Origin of the sequence: Sphingobacterium paucimobilis HER1398 (assembly GCF_000416985.1) — a bacterium.
Taxonomy (GTDB): domain Bacteria; phylum Bacteroidota; class Bacteroidia; order Sphingobacteriales; family Sphingobacteriaceae; genus Sphingobacterium; species Sphingobacterium paucimobilis.
Genome location: NZ_ATDL01000004.1, coordinates 513,135 through 530,068, shown reverse-complemented (window position 1 = coordinate 530,068; position 16,934 = coordinate 513,135). Strand labels below are relative to the sequence as shown.

Below are 16,934 nucleotides of genomic sequence, written 5' to 3'. Positions count from 1 at the left end.
CTATTTATTATCTGTGATTACTTTGCAGCAGCATAGTTCTTAGCAACAGCATCCCAATTCACAACATTGAAAATCGCATCTAGATATGCCGGACGCTTATTTTGATATTTTAAATAATATGCGTGCTCCCAAACATCAATTCCAAAAATAGGAGTACCTTTCACTTCGGCTACATCCATCAATGGATTATCTTGATTAGGGGTTGAAGTCACAGCTAACTTACCGTCAGTGCCAACAATCAACCAAGACCAGCCTGAACCAAAACGTGTAGCTCCTGCTTCCTGCAACTTTTTCTTTAACTCATCAAATGACCCGAATGCTTCCTTAATTGCATCAGCCAATTCTCCAGTTGGCTCACCACCTGCGTTAGCACCTAAAACAGACCAAAATAATTTGTGATTAAAGTGCCCTCCACCATTGTTACGAACAGCGGGAGAATATTTACTCACATTTTTTAAAATATCTTCCAAAGACGCACTATCCGCATCAGTTCCAGCAATAGCCTTATTTAAATTATCAACATATGCTTGGTGATGGCGATCATGGTGAATCTCCATTGTCTCTTTATCAATATGGGGTTCCAATGCGTCATTTGCGTATGGTAACGCTTCTAATTCAAATGCCATAGTTACTTATTTTAATTAAATTATCAAGTTATTATTTAATAACACGAATATAACAAAACACTTTAGCTAATGTTTCATAATAATGCCATTTTATCGCTTGGAAACGAAAAAACTCTTCATCAATCGTGCACATTCACCCTCAAGTACTCCTCCAATGATGATCGTTTTAGGATGAAGAATATTCGCGGCTACTGTGGAGTAACCTCTCTTCTCATCTATGGTCCCATAAACGATTCTTGACAGCTGTGTCCAATAGGAAGCTCCTGCACACATCACACAAGGCTCTACAGTAACATACAACGTACAGTCTTTAAGATATTTTCCCCCAAGAAAATTCGCTGCTGCAGTAAATGCCTGCATCTCGGCATGCGCCGTTACATCATTTAATCGTTCTGTAAGATTATACCCTTTTCCGATAATCCTATTTTGAGCAACGATCACAGCACCTATAGGTATTTCATCTTCTTTAAAAGCCTGCTCCGCTAACTTTAATGCTTCTTTCATGTAGAACTCATCCTCCTGTTCCCTAGTGAGTGCTCCTTCGAAATTATAAACCTGCATACTAAATCAATCTCGCCCCATTTGGCAATTTGCGCTCTACTGAAGTCAATACGATATCGCCATTCTCATCAGACAGTCCGGTCACCAAACATTCCGACATAAATTTACCAATCTGTTTGCGTGGAAAGTTTACAACAGCAATAATCTGTCTCCCTATCAAATCTTCTTTTGTATATAATTTGGTAATCTGAGCGCTAGATTTACGTTGCCCAATTTCAGGGCCAAAATCAATAAACAATTGATAAGCTGGTCTTATAGCCTCCGGAAAATCATTAACTTCTAAAATAGTTCCCACTCTCAAATCCACTTTTTCAAAATCAGACCAACTTATTTCTGTACTCTCTGTCATTTATAATCTATTACTTGTTAAATCTTCCATTTGTTTACCAATAGTAAACACGACATAATCCGTCGTACGTTTTAGTCGCTTAGCTAAACGATCAATTAACTGTTCCTCCTCTCCTTCTACATAATGCAGATCATCTTCTGTAAGATGATTATATTTTCGGCTCAATTTGATCTTGGCAACCTGCCAATCTTCTTGTTTAATTTTGAGAATGCTCATAATTGTGGTATTAAAATTGCATATATTTACACAATCTGTAAACAAACAACACTAAAAACATGTGTTAAATTCTATTTAAACAAAGCTACATAAATAAATCAATGATGAAAAAAATTTTACCAGCATTACTTTTGTTCTTAGGGGGCTCTTCAATGACACAAGCCCAGGTTCTACCTAGTTTTGAAATCGGACTTAAAGGCGCATTGAACTATTCTAAGTTAAAAAACAACACTTACTTTGATTCCGACAGCAAAGCAGGTTATCAAGCCGGTCTTTACTCTCGTATCGGTGTATTAGGATTTCACGTGCAACCAGAAATATACATCACGGGAAAAAACGTAAAAATCAACAAAGACAATGTTGATGACCTTAAGTTCACGAGTGTCGACATTCCAGTTTTGTTGGGCAAGCGATTTGGTCTAGGTCCCATCGGCGCTAGGATACAGACAGGTCCAGTATTCTCATTTATCACTAATGACAATGGTGACAAATTAACGAATGCATTGAAATTCTCGGAATACAAAAAAAGCTCTACATCATGGGCGTTTGGCGCCGGAGTAGACGTGTCTAGTTTAAGAGTAGATCTTCGTTACGAATTAGGTCTAAACGATATGGCCAAAGGAAGCAGTGAAGCTCAAAAAATCAACATGTGGAGTATAGGCTTGGGATATCGCTTGTTTAAAATCTAAGCAATTAGGGTTTTTTTCACGCCCCATAACGTTGAGAGGTCAGGATAAATAAAATATCCTGACCTTTTTTAATATTCTGATTATATACCATCATTTGATTTAAATCTACAGCTATCATACTGCTACATTATTGTTAGCCGATAAATAGGTGTTTTTTCTAAAAACAATCATTCTTGATAAAATACAAAACCAAAAAAAAATTTAGAACAATTCTAAATTAAAGCTATTTCGTGGATTTAAAGTCATTTTTATAAATGATTTAGATATTTTTGCGATATTATAATCTATAAAAAAAAGATAATGAGTAGTAAATCAAAGCCACTATTGACTTCTTCACTGGGAAAGAAACTCATCATGAGCTTAACCGGACTATTTTTATGTTCGTTCTTAGTAGTTCACCTGATAGGTAACTTACAGTTATTTAAGAATGATGAAGGCTATGCATTCAACAATTATGCGTACTTCATGACGCATTTCGCCCCTATTAAAGTAGTTTCCTACTTACTTTACGCTTCTGTTATCATCCATGCGATTTATGCTTTGACTTTAACATTAAAGAACAAATCTGCTAGACCAGTCAGTTACAACCAAGGCAGCGGCAACGTAAACAGTAAGTGGAACTCCAGAAATATGGGTATTCTAGGAACAGTAATCCTAGTTTTCTTAGCAACACACATGCAGAACTTTTGGTTCCAGTATAAATTTGGGACTACCCCGTATGTAGAGTACAATACGGAACTAGCTACAGGCAACCGCGAAATTATTGCTTCTGATGTGTTACCTAGCAACTACGACGGTTATAAGACTTTCGTAAATAATGGTATTGAGACTGTTCAAACAAAAGATTTATACAAACAAGTAGCATATACATTCCAGAATCCTTTTATCGTATTATTCTACGTGATCGCTATGGCAGCTTTGGCTTTCCATTTGATTCACGGGTTCCAATCCGCGTTTCAAACGTTAGGTTTCAATCACAGAAGATACATCGGATTTATTAAAGGACTTGGAATTTGGGTATTTGGAATATTAATTCCTCTAGCTTTTGCGGCAATGCCTTTATATTTCTATTTTAAATAGTTTGTAACATCGAATAAATAGTATAAGATTATGTTAGATTCAAAAGTACCAGCAGGCCCATTGGCCGAAAAATGGTCAAAACATAAGTTCAATATGAAACTGGTAAACCCAGCTAACAAACGTAAATTCACAATTATCGTTGTTGGTACAGGTTTAGCAGGCGCCTCTGCTGCAGCTTCATTAGCTGAGCTGGGTTATAATGTTAAAACATTTTGTTACCAGGATTCTCCACGTCGTGCTCACTCTATTGCTGCACAAGGGGGGATCAACTCTGCAAAGAACTATCAAAATGATGGTGACTCCGTTTTCCGTTTATTCTATGATACGATCAAAGGTGGAGACTACCGTGCACGCGAAGCAAACGTATACCGTTTAGCGGAAGTTTCTGTAAACATTATTGATCAGTGTGTGGCTCAAGGTGTTCCTTTCGCACGCGAATATGGTGGTCTTTTAGACAACCGTTCATTTGGTGGTGCTCAGGTATCACGTACATTCTACGCACGTGGTCAGACAGGGCAACAACTATTATTAGGAGCATACTCTGCCTTGAACCGTCAGATTCAAAAAGGAAAAGTTCAATCCTATACACGTCACGAAATGCTAGATATCGTGAAGATTGATGGTCATGCAAGAGGCGTAATTACCCGCGATATGGTAACGGGTAAAATAGAATCACATGAAGGCCATGCCGTCCTTTTATGTACAGGTGGTTACGGAAACGTATTCTTCTTATCTACAAATGCAATGGGCTGTAACGTAACAGCAGCATGGAGAGCACACAAACGTGGAGCCTTCTTTGCCAACCCATGTTACACACAGATTCACCCTACTTGTATTCCTGTAACTGGGGATCACCAATCAAAACTGACTTTAATGTCAGAATCTTTACGTAACGACGGCCGAGTTTGGGTTCCAAAAACACAAGAAATGGCAGAACGAGTACGTAAAGGTGAATTGAAACCTGTAGATATCAAAGAAGACGACAGAGATTACTTCTTAGAGCGTAAATATCCTTCTTTCGGTAACTTGGTACCTCGTGACGTAGCTTCTCGTAACGCAAAAGAAGCTGTAGATGATGGTCGTGGTGTAGGAAAGACAGGCTTCGCTGTTTACTTAGACTTCAAAGACGCAATTGCTCGCCTAGGAGAAGATAGCGTACGTGCTAAGTATGGTAACCTTTTCGATATGTATCATAAGATTACAGACGAAAACCCATACAAACAACCGATGCGTATCTATCCAGCTGTTCACTACACTATGGGTGGCGTATGGGTTGATTACAACTTGATGACTACAGTACCTGGATTATATGCATTAGGAGAGGCTAACTTCTCTGACCACGGAGCTAACCGTCTAGGTGCTTCTGCATTAATGCAAGGACTTTCTGATGGTTACTTTGTAATCCCTTACACTGTTGGAGATTATTTGGCTGGCCTTGGAAACTTCAATCCTGTAGACAAAAATCACCCTGCTTTTGAGCAAACTCGTAAAGAGGTAGAAGATAACATCAACAAATTATTGGCTTTACGCGGTTCTAAAACCGTAGATGATATCCACAAAGAACTTGGACATATCATGTGGGAATACTGTGGTATGGCCCGTACAGCTGAAGGTCTTACGAAAGCAAAAGGCATGATTCAGGAACTTAAAAAAGAATTCTGGTCCAATGCATCCGTGTTAGGACAGAATGAAGAGTTGAATATGTCTTTAGAAAAAGCAGGTCGTGTTGCTGACTTTATCGAACTTGGAGAATTAATGGTGGATGACGCTTTAAACCGTAGCGAATCCTGTGGAGGTCACTTCCGCTTGGAGTCACAAACAGAAGAAGGCGAAGCTAAACGTGATGATGAGAACTTCACTTACGTTTCAGCTTGGGAATACACTGGCGAAAATCAACCTGAGATCCTTCACAAAGAAGAACTGGTATTTGAAAACGTTAAGTTAACACAAAGAAGTTATAAATAGTATTGCGTATAGCGTATCGGGATATGCGCAATGTCTCAATACTCAATACACAGTACTCAATACTATACAGATATGAGTAATCACATGAATTTAACGCTGAAGGTTTGGCGTCAAAAAAATGATAAAGCAAAAGGACAATTTGTAACCATCCAAGCCAAAGACATCGCTGATGACATGTCTTTCTTAGAAATGTTAGACATTGTCAATGATGATCTTACCCGCAAAGGTGAAGACCCTATATATTTTGATCACGACTGTCGCGAAGGTATCTGTGGGATGTGTTCGTTGGTAATCAATGGTCGTCCTCATGGCCCTATGGAAGGTACTACAACTTGTCAATTGCACATGCGTAGCTTTCATGATGGACAGACTATCGTCATCGAGCCTTGGAGAGCTGCTGCATTCCCCGTATTAAAAGATTTAGCGGTAGACCGTACAGCATTTGACCGTATCCAACAAGCTGGAGGTTACGTCAATGTCAATACCGGAGGAGTACCTGACGCCAACGTCATTCCTATTCCAAAACGTATTGCCGACGAAGCTTTTGAATCAGCGACTTGTATCGGTTGTGGGGCTTGTGTAGCGGCATGTAAAAATGCTTCTGCGATGTTATTTGTCTCTGCCAAAGTATCTCAATTTGCCTTGTTACCACAAGGACAAACGGAGCGCTACGAGCGTGCTCAGGCGATGGTAGACCAAATGGATGCTGAAGGATTTGGTAACTGTACAAATACAGGAGCTTGTGAAGCAGAATGTCCGGTTGGCATAAAACTAACGAACATAGCTAGATTAAACAGAGAATATTTAGGTGCGAAGATCTTTAGACAAGAAGATGTTCATAACTAGTTCATTCTGATATTGATATAAATAACAAGGAGACCCCCTCTCTCCTTGTTATTTATCAACTACCTCCTGTTTCTCACCAATTACAGATTTAGAAAAAACTTTTTTCACTCAATAATTAAATAAAAACGAGCAGGTACTATTTGATTATTACTATACTTTTCTTTACTTTGTATACTTAAGATTTCTCTTATCTAGACGGGGTGAAGTATAGAATTATGGATAACAAAGACAAGATTACAGTATTGTACGTGGATGATGAGGAAAACAATCTAATTTCCTTTAAGGCTACTTTTCGCCTAAGATATAAAGTACTTACAGCTATTAATGGAGCTGCAGCTATTGATATCGTAAAGAAAAACCATATAGATATTATTATCACTGATCAACGAATGCCTGAAATGACTGGAGTTGCGCTATTGGAGGAAATTATAAAAATAAATCCAGATCCTATGCGTATCTTATTAACCGGCTATGCGGACATGGGAGCAGTAGTTGATGCTGTCAACAAAGGAAAAATATACCATTATCTAAGCAAACCTTGGAGCGAAACAGAATTAGATGAAACGATAAGACGGGCGTATGAAGTTTATGCAGAACGTAAAGATATATTAGACACCTATTCTAAACTAGAGGTATCTAACGAACAACTAGAATTTTTACTTCGTCAAAAACTCCTTTCGTAGTTCTCTAATAGCAATTATATTACACCTGTTAAAAGCTATATTCTATTTATTGGGAATAACGACTTTAAAAGTTGTACCATGCCCCAATTCTGAAGTAACCGAAATTGTACCTTGCAGTTTAGCTAATGCATTTTGAACATTGTAAAGACCAAATCCCATCCCTTCAGCTTCATTACTAGCTCTGAAGAATAATCTAAATATATCTTTAATATACTGCGGCGGAATTCCAACTCCAGTATCTCTAACCTCTATCGTAGCAGTATCGTCTCTAACTACAACGGAAAGATTAACTTCTTTTTGATCGCTATCTTTTCTCTGATATTTAAAGGCATTGGACAATAAGTTGTGTAAAACAAGTTCCAACACGGCATGATCACTCTTAAAACTTTCTAATTGTTCAATATTCACGTTTAAAGCAACCTGATTATTCTTGGTGTACATCTTATAAAATTGAACAATATTATCGAAAAGCTTGTTAAAATCAATATCAGAAAGCTCTAACTCACCACGACGTAACAGGAAATAATCGCGTAAGCTATTAATATAAGCATCTAATCGCATTAGAGAACCTTCCATCAATCCTAAGATTTCACGTACACGCTCAATTTCATCAAACCCCGCTGCTAGTTTAATAGCTGTGAGAATACCGGTCAGTGGTTCACGTAGGTCGTGACTTACACTATAAGCAAATTTATCCAGTTCATGATAGGCCTTCTGTAGCTCCTCGTTTCGAATGTCTAACATTGAAGTAGCTATATAAAATTTATTAGCCTCTTCAATAGATGAAACAATCTCCTCTTGTTGCCATGGCTTACGAACAAATCGAAAGATATGCCCCTTATTTACCGCATCAACAACAGTCTCCATATCGGCATATGCAGTTAACAAAATACGGATTGGTCTAGGAAACTCTGTCCTAATAGTATGTAGAAAATCTACGCCCAACTCACCTGGCATTCGCTGGTCACAAAAAATAACTCGGATATCGGGATGATTTCGTAATATCTCTCTAGCTTCAGAAGTATTAGAAGCAGTATGAACCAGATAATGATATCTAAAATTGGCTTTGAAACCAATTAGATTATTCACTTCATCATCTATATATAATATCTCTGGAACCTCTTTCATAAATTTGGCAACAAAATATAATAACCAAATAACTTCTAAAACAAAGTTACGGAATTTTAGGCTATTTAATTCCTTCTCTTTTCCTAACTATCTTGTTTAATCGGAATTATTAGATTAAAAATGGTTCCTTGCCCCTCTTCTGATTCAACAACAATCCTCCCTTCGTGCTTAGCAATAGTATTATAGGCTATAGACATCCCCAGTCCTGTACCTTCTCCCACATCTTTTGTTGTAAAAAAGGGTTCGAATATTTTTTCCTTAATATGACTAGGAATACCGATACCGTTGTCTGAAATTAGAATAGATATAAAAGACGGATCTTCATAGATACTTGTTTGTATTTTAAGAATTCCTCCAAAATTACGACCAAATTTTTTATCAATAGCATAAATAGCATTGGTCAATATATTTAAAAAGACTTGGTTCAATTTACCTGCGTAACACTCTATTTCTGGAATATCACCGTATATTTTCTGAACTTCCATCCCCTCATTTATTATGCTACCCAATATGACTAAAGTAGATTCCAACCCTTCATTAATATCTGCGTATTTAAGTGTATCCTCATCCACACGCGAAAAGATGCGGAGACTCTTCACAATTTCTGCGGTTCGGCTCGCCCCATCGTGCATACCTTTTAATAGGAAATCAACTTCTTCTTTTAAATAATCAATGTCCAACTCCTCTTTATAAGCTTGAATCTGTTCTTGTTTTTGTTTTACAGAGAGATCTTCAGAAAAAGCAATACGTTCAATTTCGTCTAACGTGTCCCAGACCATCTTAATATCTCTTTTAAGTGGAGCAACATTTGAAGTTACAAAATTGATAGGGTTATTGATTTCATGTGCTACTCCCGCCGTGAGCTGTCCTAAAGAAGCCATCTTCTCCGCTTCAACTAGTTGAGACTGTGTATCTTTAAGATGTGTTAAGGTAGTCTGCAGAGACTCATTTGATTGGGTCAGTTCTCGAGTACGCTCATTAACCTTTTGTTCCAAAACAATATTTTGCTCTCTTATTAAACGCTCGTTTTCCTGTGAAATTGCGAGTTCCCTTGATTGAGATTCTTCTTTTTGTTGTTTGAGAATATTAATTCGAGCAGCCAAAGCAAAAGATAGTAAAGCCATTTCTACAATCGAAGCAAACCTAAATGAATTGCTCGTAAATAAGTTATAAGGCAATATCCCGTAATCCTTGAAAAGGAAAATTAAAGCTCCAATAAGCAACACCGCCCACGCTGCAAAAAAATATTTCGCAGGTTGATAACCTTTTTGCAACACCCACAATGAAAGGACAAACAGAACAATGCTTTCCAATGTGGTTGCAGTCTGCATTATCTGAAATCCAAATTGCACATAACCGAATGCGGTACATACAAAGCTAAATAGAAAAAGGAACAGCAATCCAAATAACAACCATCTGGCTAATGGAGCATTCCTTTTTACGTTGAGAAAGTTACTTGTAAAAAACAAGACAGCAATACTGCTAATACAGGCAAAAAATATGATACTAACCCTTTCCCATTCAGGATATCCTGGCCAAAGATATTGAAAATTAAAGCCAACAATTCCTAATTGGGTCAAGCCTAAAAAAAGCACATATATTACATAGAAAAAATATGAATAGTCTCTAACGGATATAAAAAGGAATAAATTATAAATACTCATAATAATTACTACGCCCAAATATAATCCAACAAGGATATTGTCCTCTAATAGTTTTTCCCAGATGGATACGGGTGTAGCAATTGATAATGGCAATATTATTTGCTCCGAGCTTTTTACGCGAAGAAAAAGCTCTTTTCTCTCACTAGGTTCAATATCTAGATCAAATATATAATTTGCATGCTGATATTTTCTTTCCTCAAAATTTTTATTGCCTCCTAGCTGCGCTATAGTAACCAATTGGCCTGTAGAATCTAACTCATACAACTCTACTTCGTCAAGCAACGGGTACGCAATATCTAACAAATAGCTACTAGATCTTCCGTTGTTTTCGACAATAAGCGAGAGCCACACATTAAACTTACTTAGACCTAGATTTGGTATAAAGTCTGAGCTTTGGAAAAACTGATCTTTCAACTGAAGTACTTCGTTCGAGTCAACCTCCCGGTCTAGCTTTAATATTTTTAAACTAGAGTTCGGCTTTACTACATCAGTACCATTACCAAGTTTAACTTGACTAAATGCACAAATGGGAAAAATTAAAGCAAATAGTATAAATTGCAATCTCATGGTATTATTTGGCGCCTGCCACTATTACTATGCTCATTGTGCATGAAAAGAATCCCAACCTATCAGCTTGTATCTGCGACTCTATAAATTCACTGTGCTCTTTTTTACTAATTAGCTCTAACATTAGCATCTCATCAAGTATTTTATCTATCCATAGATAAGTACAAGCATCACTATAACTCTTCAAAACAAATGGAAAAACATCTAGTTTAAGGTTTCTATAGCCAGTAGCTTCCAGGTAGTTAATTAGCGATTGGGCAGCTCTTCCATTCTTTACTTTTTTTGACACTAAAAAATCACACAATTTATCCGCTACATCTAAATTACCATTGTAAAAGGAAAGACTCTTCCAATCTGACTCCATGATAACGACAACCCCCTCTCTATGTAAAGATCTATACAGTTTCTCTAAAAGTTCAAAAGGCTGAGATACATGCTGTACCAATCTCTCCATTCGTATCCCTCCTAATGTCCCTTCTAAAAAAGGAACATCAAACACATCAGACTCCAAAAAGCTAACATTAGAAAAAGCTCTAGCTTGTTCTTCATTTGCTTTAATCATATTTGGATCATGATCTACCCCTATAAATCTAAACTCATGTTCTTCTAACGTTGTTGCCATATTTAGAACATCCTGGCCCGTTCCACATCCTAGGTCAGCAATCGTACTGCCAGATGGAAGGGAACTAAAATACTCATAAGACTTTTTCTTTAATTGACCAAGAATTTTGATAGTATCAGTCAGATAGTTGATATCGTAATGCTTTTCAGACATATTTATTTTAAAATATATTTAGGTTATTCTCGTCAAATAGTTCTACTTTCGAAGGAGTCCTTTTTTGCATCCCTCGAATTACTTCCTTCAGGTCCCAACCTCTCATTTCTGCCAAATCAAGTTGATATTGTATCTCAATCTCTTTCGATCGTAACACCTCAATTCTTGTACAATTTTGATTGGCTCGCAGTGCCATTATAGCACCTCTATCCTCTTCTGAAGCAATATCTAACGCTTCAACATCATCAAGTATCATAGTGGTTGCTAGAAGATCTAATTTAGGATAATAAAATGTACCGTTATTTCCCACACTAGTTTCCTGTCGATAACCGACACTTTTCGTCAAGTTGATAGTATAAGGAGCGCACAACGCAAACATTGACTTTATTCCAATTCTCGGAGCTATAGCGATAGCGGCTCTTGTTAAGAAAATACTGCCAATTCCATACCCCGCTATTTCCCGTGAATTCCAAAGCCCACAACCTTCCCCTGTTCCATCTTGTGCATAATCCCAGACGAGATCAAATATCTTAGGATCCATATTACCCGTCGCTTCCTCAATAGGCAGAGGTTGTGTTCCTCCAGCAACGTGAATACGGGCGCCGCCGTAGACATTCTCTCCATCCAACGATTCCACAATTAAAACAAAAGCCGCAGGATTATACATCCAATCATTCTTGGATGAGGTTACTTTTTTTACGCCTATTGCCGTTAAGACATGTGCATGCCCCTCTATAAAACGCTCGCAAGTCCGAGGGTCATCAATAGCGCGAAATGCTCTTAGCCTAACAACAGGACGTCCATCTTTAAATACTAATGCCACAGGAACGGTTATATGTTATTCGATTGAACACAAAACTAATCAATAAAAACTAAATGAATCATCATGTGGTAAAGATTTTTCAAAAAGATTGACTTTCCAAACTTCTTAACTATTTTTGGGCAAAATATCTTTCACCCATGCAAATAGACAAGGCGACATTAGTAAATATTGTACTATTAATCCATATGGCCCTCACAGGCATCATGCTATTTAGGCTCTTTAAATTAAAAAATGCAACCGGTGGACAGCTTATTCTAACTTTCATAGCTCTGACCGTACCGGTTCTAGGCCCTTCCGTTATGATTTGGTTCTATAACAAACAACTTGAAAAGTCTTCAAAAAAAAAGGACACAAGAAAAGTATATGCCCCAAAAAGCAAAAATAAATAATGTCGTATTAATTTAGGAAATCACGTTTGACCGGTCTACATCTATCAATTCCGTTATCCCAAATTCATCGAATTTATCCAACAGAGCTTCTGTTCCCATCTCCAATTTATACTCCATTTCATTTGCAAATATTGGAATGACCGAATAAAAATTAATAATATTACCATCTTTAGCTTCCAGGCATAAAAAATCGTCCTCGAAAGATAAAAAAGGAGGCAACAGCAGCATGCAACCAAAACCAGTATCAGCAATCGGCTCTGCATCCATACCGTTGGGAATGGTATGTCCGTAGCCCAACCAGGTTTTATACTGGTGTGGGAATCTGGCTAACATTTTGAGAAAATAAACTGGCCAATAATTGTTATCATCTTTAAACTCCTCGTCTCCTATTTTCCAATCTGCTGGTAGAACAATCATCAATTCAGCTCTTTCATATTCTACGGCTTCCTCGATTTCAGCAGGTACTGTCATTGGAAAATCGCTCATTCCCGAGGTCACCAATATATTATAAGGATACGTATTCGAAGGTTTTATCCAATGTACGTCTATGTGTACTAAATCAGAAATAATCTCGTGAAATACCATATCAGGCTCCCCGATATATTTGGAAAGATGTTCTTCAATCTCTTCTAAATATACACAGGTTACCTCAGGAAATTGAAGTTCTTTAGAATCCTGCTCCTTATCATCATAACGGTATACCCTAGAGCCTCCTGACGTTATTTCATTAACACTTTCTTGTTCTTCACTGTTCTTTAACTCAGAACCTGACGAAATGATTTTTTTCACTTTATTCCAGAAAGACATAATTTATTAATCAAGTATAGCCATAATAGTCTGTTTAAATTTGGTACGGACAGGTTTCCCATCTTTAGTGGCAGCCTCCCATTTTGGAGATCGGCTCATCACACGCAAAACCTCCTTTTCAAAAATTGGGCTTATCTTATCCCTATTAAGAACTACAACATCACATACCTCCCCGTCTTCGCATACCGTAAATTCTAAAATAGCAGTCTGGCGGGTACCGTAAGTAACATAGGCTGTACTATCCATTGACCCAACCAACTCGTTGATATTCATTCGATTTTGCAGAAAACGGTTCCAGGCAGTCACTCCCCCTTTAAACTGTGGCGCCACATCGACCTGTGGTGCTATAATCGTATCCTGTTTCCCAGGCGATTTCTCTAGAGCCTTTACAGCGGATGACAGCAACATCACGACCAGCAGCATCACATACCTTACTTTCATACCTATACCCTTTGCGATTTACATTTAAAAAGAGACTTTCAGAAAGTCTCCATAAATCAAAAATAAACAAAAATCATACCGAATCCCCTAAGCTTTAGGCAAATCATCTACCGTCTTAAACTCTCCGTTTTCACCAGTCAAAAATGACATCGGATTTTCAGGATCTTTTATTATTTCAAAAAGAAGGTATCCCCAAGGCTTCCAAAAATTTTCCAACACCTGCCCATAAGTCTTCACTGTCCAATTATCAAATATGGGCTTCAAGGTCCAGTCATTTAAAGGCATAGGCTCCACAAAGACAGCTTTAGGCGTCTCCATATAGGTATACTCCGGCAAACGATTAAACAGATAAGCCGAATAAAAGTAACGTGCACAGATTTCTTCAAACTGAATTGGGTGCAACTTTTTATCCGCTACTTTCGCCAAAATATCCTCATGATAAATAGCATTAGTACCATTATCCTGCAGCGTAGCGATAATCGCAAAATCCTTCATCCGCAATGAGAAAATCAACGTATTGATTTCATCACGGTACAGAAATGTATCTTCCGTACTATCCACAGGGAATACTTGAATAGTGAAAGGATTACGGTGTTCAAACTCCATCGGTACACAGAGAGACTGCATCATAGCATGTAAGTTTCTAAACTTATGCACCAGTGCCTGCGAAAAATTCATTTCTTCTCCAGTCCGTACAGCTTGTTTTATTCCAACCTGAATCTCATTAAACACAACACCATACAATATCTTAGATACCCAATGGAATAATGTAATTTGATCCAATGCATTCACCGCATTATACCCTGTTTTCATGGCCGTCTCCACTGCAGTCTCCACCTCCTCAATCTTTGCAGCAGCAGCTATTGAACAGGGGAGCTGCAACTTTTTATAAGTAATCATGCTTTCATCCAGCAACTTAAAAGGCTTGTCCTCCAAATCAAAAGAACGCATCATCCATACCGGAAAAACTTGGATACGTTCTTCTTCAGAGTCCAAAGTCACTCCAGTCAAAAAGCAAGTCCTGTTATCGAATTTAAAATCTACGAAGGGATTATACAGTTTTGTCGCCATAATACGGGCAAAGGTAAAGTTTTACATTTTCAATCTATCGGAATCGTTGAGGATTGACCGTATTTTGACGTTCCATTCAAGAGTATTCTTAATACTCCGGATCGAATCAAGACGAACAACGGGTATTAGCCAACATTAACCTTAAAATCCTCAAAGACTAAAGGTGCGTCCACAATCTGTCCTTCCTTAGTCTTCACCCCTTTCAGCACAGAAGTCTTTCCTTTTTCGAGCAAGCTTTTCATTTCTTTCTCTTCAAGAAATACACCATTCAATGTCCTCCATATTTTGAAGTCACAGCCCCTAGCGTAGTGATCACACTGCGCCACCTTGTCATAGAGGTGTATATTTCCGGGTTGACACTTCGGACATTTTATCTTTCCCTTTTGCTGAGGCTTTATCTCCTCTTGTGCTATAGAGATACGAAGTTGCAGCAACTCCTTTGTGATTTTCGCCGTGTAGTCTTTGATATGCTTCATAAACACCTCATAAGACACCTTATTTTCGCGCATCTCCTCCAGCTTCTGCTCCCATTTACCGGTCAAAGTTACCTTTGCGATAGACCTATCCTTGACCAGATTATACACTGCGAGGCCTTTCTCTGTAGGAATAAGTTTCTTCTTATCCCGTTTGATATAATCACGTTGGAATAATGTCTCTATCGTGGCGGCACGTGTAGCCGGTGTTCCCAGTCCACAATCTTTCATAGCCTGCCTCATCTCTTCGTCCTCTATCTCCTTGCCCGAAGTCTCCATAGCCTTCAGCAGGGACGCTTCCGTATGAATAGGTTTTGCTTTCGTAAAGCGCTCGGAAAGCTCCAACGAGAGTATCTCCAATAGCTCTTCTGCAGTCAGCTTAGGGAGTTGTGCATTTTCGTTATCCTGCTCATCCGTATTCTTGTCATCATCAGGTATTTCTATCTGATCCGCAGACAGGCGCCAACCGTATTGTCGTATTACCGTACCTTTAGCGATAAGCTCTACCCCTTCAGCATCGATTGTTACAGTTGTAATATCTTTTAAACAAACTTCCGAGAAACTCTCTACCATACGTTTTGCAATCATATTGTAGATATTCTGCTGCTCTTTGAGCATTGGTCCCGGTTTTTCGTCTGTAACCAATAGCGCATGGTGATCCGTCACCTTTTTATCGTCGACAGAGCGTTTGTTCAACTTAGCACCTATCAAGTTGCGAGATATTGCCGCTATCCCCTCTTCCGCAGTATCTGCCAAATGTCGAAATAATGCTTCCACCTGTTCGAAAACATCCTCACCGATATACCGCGAACCTGTCCTTGGATAGGTAATTACCTTCTTTTCATATAATGTCTGTGCCAGGCTCAACGTTTGATCCGCAGAGTAGCCATACTTTTTGTTGGCATCCTGTTGCAGTGAAGTCAAATCGAACAAGAGCGGAGGTTGTTCTTTCGTTTCTTTTGCCTCTACCTTGACGACTTTGGCCTGCGTTCCAATATTCAGTTTTGCAACCGTCTCTTCTGCAACCTCCTTTTTTTCGATCTTTTCCGAAGTCGCTTTAAAAGAGATGCTATCTTTTTCAAATCCTGCCTGTATCTTATAAAATGCCTGTGGCTTGAAATCTTTATTTTCGAGGTAACGCGAGCATATCATAGCCAAGGTGGGCGTCTGCACCCTACCCAACGAAAGCAAACCTTTATTGCCTGCCGCTAGTGTTATTGCTTGTGTAGCATTGATACCAATTAGCCAATCCGATTCCGACCGGGATCGGGCCGATTGATACAGACTATCATACTCCTGACCCTCCTTCAAATTCGCGAACCCTTCTTTGATAGCTTTATCCGTTTGCGAAGAAATCCACAACCTTTTAAATGGCACTTTCGAGCCTAAGAAATAATAGATATTCCTAAAAATAAGTTCTCCTTCGCGTCCAGCATCCGTCGCCACGATGATTTCATCCGCTTGCTCCAATAGCCCTTTGATAATATGGATCTGTTTTAGAGCCCCTCCATCATCAATCTGTTTCCCATCCTTCCTTACCTTCTTCACTTCGAGATCAAATCGATTTGGAATAATCGGCAGATTCGATACCGACCAATTATGAAAACCATAAGCCTGTGGCGTACACAATTGCACCAAATGGCCGAAGGCATAGGTAAAAGCATAGCCGTTCCCAGCGATATAGCCATCTTTCACTTCTTTTGCTCCCATCACCCGGGCCAAATCTCTCGCTACCGAGGGTTTTTCCGCTATAACTACCTTCATTTTCTTATCACTTTCAT

General features: G+C 38.5%; 17 protein-coding genes. 5 read left to right on the top strand and 12 right to left on the bottom strand.

The features are described 5' to 3' along the window. Positions 1-17 precede the first annotated feature (17 nt). The 4 genes from M472_RS27740 to M472_RS27725 form a co-directional block, all read right to left on the bottom strand. Positions 18-626 (bottom strand): superoxide dismutase, encoded by a 609-nt coding sequence (locus tag M472_RS27740; protein ID WP_021069109.1) that lies wholly within the window; start codon positions 624-626, stop codon positions 18-20. A gap of 90 nt (positions 627-716) precedes the next feature. Next, a complete protein-coding gene (locus M472_RS27735) occupies positions 717-1,187 on the bottom strand; it encodes a nucleoside deaminase (RefSeq protein WP_021069108.1) in 471 nt (156 codons plus the stop codon). A gap of 1 nt (position 1,188) precedes the next feature. Beyond that, on the bottom strand, positions 1,189-1,536 hold the full coding sequence (locus M472_RS27730; protein ID WP_021069107.1) for a tRNA-binding protein: 348 nt from the start codon (positions 1,534-1,536) through the stop codon (positions 1,189-1,191). Continuing rightward, positions 1,537-1,752, bottom strand: coding sequence for a hypothetical protein (locus tag M472_RS27725; RefSeq protein ID WP_021069106.1), 216 nt, complete (start codon positions 1,750-1,752; stop codon positions 1,537-1,539). Between the two features lie 101 nt (positions 1,753-1,853). Between M472_RS27725 and M472_RS27720 the strand changes: the two genes are divergently transcribed. The 5 genes from M472_RS27720 (at position 1,854) to M472_RS27700 (ending at position 7,015) form a co-directional block, all read left to right on the top strand. Beyond that, on the top strand, positions 1,854-2,441 hold the full coding sequence (locus tag M472_RS27720) for a porin family protein (RefSeq protein WP_022829272.1): 588 nt from the start codon (positions 1,854-1,856) through the stop codon (positions 2,439-2,441). Positions 2,442-2,741: 300 nt separating this feature from the next. Continuing rightward, complete coding sequence (locus M472_RS27715; protein WP_021069103.1) at positions 2,742-3,521, top strand: succinate dehydrogenase cytochrome b subunit; 780 nt, start codon at positions 2,742-2,744, stop codon at positions 3,519-3,521. Between the two features lie 30 nt (positions 3,522-3,551). After that, entirely contained in the window at positions 3,552-5,486 is a 1,935-nt protein-coding gene (locus M472_RS27710) for a fumarate reductase/succinate dehydrogenase flavoprotein subunit (protein WP_021069102.1), read from the top strand. A gap of 72 nt (positions 5,487-5,558) precedes the next feature. Next, positions 5,559-6,332: a succinate dehydrogenase/fumarate reductase iron-sulfur subunit gene (locus tag M472_RS27705; RefSeq protein WP_031301390.1), complete on the top strand. Its 774-nt coding sequence runs from the start codon at positions 5,559-5,561 to the stop codon at positions 6,330-6,332. Between the two features lie 215 nt (positions 6,333-6,547). Continuing rightward, on the top strand, positions 6,548-7,015 hold the full coding sequence (locus M472_RS27700) for a response regulator (protein ID WP_021069100.1): 468 nt from the start codon (positions 6,548-6,550) through the stop codon (positions 7,013-7,015). A 42-nt stretch (positions 7,016-7,057) separates the two neighbouring features. On the opposite strand, the gene M472_RS27695 is transcribed toward M472_RS27700, so the two are convergent. From M472_RS27695 to M472_RS27655, 8 genes are all read right to left on the bottom strand, one after another. Next, on the bottom strand, positions 7,058-8,143 hold the full coding sequence (locus M472_RS27695; protein WP_021069099.1) for a sensor histidine kinase: 1,086 nt from the start codon (positions 8,141-8,143) through the stop codon (positions 7,058-7,060). A gap of 83 nt (positions 8,144-8,226) precedes the next feature. After that, a complete protein-coding gene (locus M472_RS27690) occupies positions 8,227-10,374 on the bottom strand; it encodes a sensor histidine kinase (protein ID WP_021069098.1) in 2,148 nt (715 codons plus the stop codon). 4 nt (positions 10,375-10,378) lie between these two features. Further along, positions 10,379-11,149 (bottom strand): methyltransferase domain-containing protein, encoded by a 771-nt coding sequence (locus M472_RS27685; RefSeq protein ID WP_021069097.1) that lies wholly within the window; start codon positions 11,147-11,149, stop codon positions 10,379-10,381. Positions 11,150-11,156: 7 nt separating this feature from the next. Next, complete coding sequence (locus M472_RS27680; RefSeq protein ID WP_021069096.1) at positions 11,157-11,972, bottom strand: hypothetical protein; 816 nt, start codon at positions 11,970-11,972, stop codon at positions 11,157-11,159. Between the two features lie 401 nt (positions 11,973-12,373). Further along, positions 12,374-13,168 carry a suppressor of fused domain protein gene (locus M472_RS27670; protein WP_021069094.1) on the bottom strand — a complete coding sequence of 265 codons (795 nt, stop codon included), beginning with the start codon at positions 13,166-13,168 and terminating at the stop codon, positions 12,374-12,376. Positions 13,169-13,174: 6 nt separating this feature from the next. Continuing rightward, positions 13,175-13,609 carry an energy transducer TonB gene (locus M472_RS27665; RefSeq protein WP_021069093.1) on the bottom strand — a complete coding sequence of 145 codons (435 nt, stop codon included), beginning with the start codon at positions 13,607-13,609 and terminating at the stop codon, positions 13,175-13,177. Between the two features lie 87 nt (positions 13,610-13,696). Next, positions 13,697-14,680 (bottom strand): hypothetical protein, encoded by a 984-nt coding sequence (locus tag M472_RS27660; RefSeq protein ID WP_021069092.1) that lies wholly within the window; start codon positions 14,678-14,680, stop codon positions 13,697-13,699. 125 nt (positions 14,681-14,805) lie between these two features. Next, a complete protein-coding gene (locus M472_RS27655; protein WP_021069091.1) occupies positions 14,806-16,917 on the bottom strand; it encodes a type IA DNA topoisomerase in 2,112 nt (703 codons plus the stop codon). Between the last annotated feature and the right edge of the window lie 17 nt (positions 16,918-16,934).

Excerpts from the sequence above, each read along its gene's own strand:
- M472_RS27665 (WP_021069093.1), bottom strand. The coding sequence starts at position 13,609 with ATGAAAGTAAGGTATGTGATGCTGCTGGTCGTGATGTTGCTGTCATCC.
- M472_RS27730 (WP_021069107.1), bottom strand. The coding sequence starts at position 1,536 with ATGACAGAGAGTACAGAAATAAGTTGGTCTGATTTTGAAAAAGTGGAT.
- M472_RS27695 (WP_021069099.1), bottom strand. The coding sequence starts at position 8,143 with ATGAAAGAGGTTCCAGAGATATTATATATAGATGATGAAGTGAATAAT.
- M472_RS27715 (WP_021069103.1), top strand. The coding sequence starts at position 2,742 with ATGAGTAGTAAATCAAAGCCACTATTGACTTCTTCACTGGGAAAGAAA.
- M472_RS27655 (WP_021069091.1), bottom strand. The coding sequence starts at position 16,917 with ATGAAGGTAGTTATAGCGGAAAAACCCTCGGTAGCGAGAGATTTGGCC.
- M472_RS27720 (WP_022829272.1), top strand. The coding sequence starts at position 1,854 with ATGATGAAAAAAATTTTACCAGCATTACTTTTGTTCTTAGGGGGCTCT.
- M472_RS27660 (WP_021069092.1), bottom strand. The coding sequence starts at position 14,680 with ATGGCGACAAAACTGTATAATCCCTTCGTAGATTTTAAATTCGATAAC.
- M472_RS27725 (WP_021069106.1), bottom strand. The coding sequence starts at position 1,752 with ATGAGCATTCTCAAAATTAAACAAGAAGATTGGCAGGTTGCCAAGATC.
- M472_RS27685 (WP_021069097.1), bottom strand. The coding sequence starts at position 11,149 with ATGTCTGAAAAGCATTACGATATCAACTATCTGACTGATACTATCAAA.
- M472_RS27700 (WP_021069100.1), top strand. The coding sequence starts at position 6,548 with ATGGATAACAAAGACAAGATTACAGTATTGTACGTGGATGATGAGGAA.
- M472_RS27705 (WP_031301390.1), top strand. The coding sequence starts at position 5,559 with ATGAGTAATCACATGAATTTAACGCTGAAGGTTTGGCGTCAAAAAAAT.
- M472_RS27670 (WP_021069094.1), bottom strand. The coding sequence starts at position 13,168 with ATGTCTTTCTGGAATAAAGTGAAAAAAATCATTTCGTCAGGTTCTGAG.
- M472_RS27710 (WP_021069102.1), top strand. The coding sequence starts at position 3,552 with ATGTTAGATTCAAAAGTACCAGCAGGCCCATTGGCCGAAAAATGGTCA.
- M472_RS27690 (WP_021069098.1), bottom strand. The coding sequence starts at position 10,374 with ATGAGATTGCAATTTATACTATTTGCTTTAATTTTTCCCATTTGTGCA.
- M472_RS27735 (WP_021069108.1), bottom strand. The coding sequence starts at position 1,187 with ATGCAGGTTTATAATTTCGAAGGAGCACTCACTAGGGAACAGGAGGAT.
- M472_RS27740 (WP_021069109.1), bottom strand. The coding sequence starts at position 626 with ATGGCATTTGAATTAGAAGCGTTACCATACGCAAATGACGCATTGGAA.